This is a genomic window from Microseira wollei NIES-4236, assembly GCF_020521235.1.
GTDB classification, from domain to species: domain Bacteria; phylum Cyanobacteriota; class Cyanobacteriia; order Cyanobacteriales; family Aerosakkonemataceae; genus Microseira; species Microseira wollei.
This window is the reverse complement of sequence record NZ_BLAY01000405.1, coordinates 1-2136: the sequence shown is the minus strand read 5'-3', so window position 1 is coordinate 2136 and position 2136 is coordinate 1. Positions and strand designations below refer to the sequence as shown.

Sequence of the window (2136 nt, the reverse complement as noted above, 5' to 3'; positions counted from 1 at the left end):
GGTGGTGTGGCCATGGGACGCGATTTAATTCCCTAGGGAGGGGAAGGGAAAAAGTAAGAAAAAAAAAAAAAAAGAAAAAGTTTTATGGAGGGGGGGGGGGGGGGGGACCCCCCCCCCCAAAAGCTTGTAATTTCGGGGGGGGGGGCCCCCCCCGGCCGCCTCTTGTTCAATTTAGTTATACTCACCTACTTACTTCTGTGGCTCGCTCTTTAGTTCAAGGTGTATCCCGGATGGGACGCGCTTTATATAACAACCCCAATACGCGGCAATTGTTGCAGACAGTGCCGCAGGTTTTGAAAGGAACAATGGGAACTTTAGCGAATCAGGTAGAACAAGGGAAACCGCTCTCGCAAACAATGGCTCTGAGGGCGCTAGCAGCGAATACAGCTAAAGTTTTGGACAATCCCAATCAAGTTGCCACCGCGATGAAGCAATCCCATCGAGCGCAGCATCAAATGCAGGCAAAAATGAACGGCAAGCGGCGTCGCGCTTACGCTTAAAATTCTCGTCGGTCGTAACTCTGCAATCGGGATAAATATTATGCAAAAACTGTTGGAAACGCTGACACCTTTGGGCGCAGAGAACGACTCGGACGAGTTAAGCGATCTGGCCCGATTGTATCAAAAAACAGCAGAAATAAAACAACAGAAACAACTGCCCAGTTTAAACTCTTGGCTGAGGGTTCAGGCGCTGAATGTTACCAGACACGCAGCGCCTGAACCCTTCCGTCACGATGAGTTTGGTACCGATTCAGCCAGTCCTTCTGATGCCCATATTGATGCGGTAAATGAACTGATTAGTTCGCTGCGATCGCAATTAATGGAGATTTCGAAGCAAGTGGGGACGAGTGCAGAAACGGCGATGCGTTCTCCCGATACCAAACATTTGCAACATCTGATGATTTGCCAAGATCGGGCGCAGGATTGGGTGAGGGCAATTGAGCAAATTTGGGATTTTTATTTTGAGTTATTCGGACAAAGACAATCTAAATTTGGCAACTGGCTTTTAGGGTGCGATCGCATCGCCCTAGACTGCTACCAAGACATCTACATGGGTTTGGGAATCGCCAAATCAATCCCAGCACCCGCGCCGTTTTCGTACATGAGAACTGGCTTTTCCCCCGCTACGTTTCGGCGCGGTATTCCCTTAAGTAAATTGGGACAGCAAATTAATCCTTTTCCGCTGATTCAATTACCTTATCACCGTTTGGTGAATCCCTGGACCCTGGGGGCGATTTTGCACGAAGTTTCCCACAATTTGCCAACGGATTTGAATTTGCGGGAAGTAATTCCTCGCGCGATCGCGCAACGCCTCCTCAAAGCGGGAATGAGTCGCACGGTAGCTGCTACCTGGACGAATTGGCACAGCGAAACCTTTGCCGATATGTGCGGATTGTTGCTGGGTGGCGCTGGGATTGTGGCATCATTGATGGATATTGCCGCGCGATCGCCCCAATCTACTTTATACTTCCACTCTGGCGCACCCCATCCCATTCCCTATCTGCGGGTATTTATCAGCATTGAATTACTGCGCCGCATGGGATTTCCTGAAACAGCAGAAAGATATCGCCAAATTTGGCAGCGTCTTTATCCCAATCCCCGCGCGGGCAACATTCCTGCTGAATTACTGAAAACATTTAGCGAAGCCAATCATTTGGTCGTGGATACAATTTGCTTTACCAAATACCCACAGTTAGGCGATAAAACCCTAGCCGAAGTTACCGGATTTAAACCACAGCACCAGCGAATGATTGAAGAAGCAGGAAAGCGTTTAGCAGCAGGAAACGATCCGGGGATTATTCCCGAACGGTTTTTAATTCCGGCATCGCGTTGGGCGCTGGATCAAAAACTGGCAGAACCGGGAGCAATTACCCAAAACTTCTACCAGGCATTAGGAAGGAGGTAGGGGATGCAGCCTGACACAAATCTAACCGCTTCGCTGTCACCCCGACAGGGAATAAATTCCCCGTCTAATAGCGAAAGTCCTCTAAAGAGGACTGGTAAACAATAATGAACTACCCACCCCTACTAACGTTGAGGGGTGGGTTTCTGTCGCTTCGTCTCCCAAACTTGCCGCCATCCTCCAGTCGCCTGGGGAGCAGAGGTAGAGATTTGAGATCCACGATTGAGGGCGTTC

At 49.6% G+C, this 2136-nt stretch carries 2 protein-coding genes; both read left to right on the top strand.

Going from position 1 to position 2136, the window contains the following annotated elements; translation table 11 throughout:
- Window positions 1-197 precede the first annotated feature (197 nt).
- Window positions 198-500: a hypothetical protein gene (locus MiSe_RS48755; RefSeq protein WP_226594706.1), complete on the top strand. Its 303-nt coding sequence runs from the start codon at window positions 198-200 to the stop codon at window positions 498-500.
- 40 nt (window positions 501-540) lie between these two features.
- The gene (locus MiSe_RS48750; protein WP_226594704.1) at window positions 541-1905 is read left to right on the top strand and encodes a hypothetical protein; all 1365 of its coding nucleotides are present in this window, start codon (window positions 541-543) and stop codon (window positions 1903-1905) included.
- The last annotated feature ends 231 nt before the right edge of the window (window positions 1906-2136 follow it).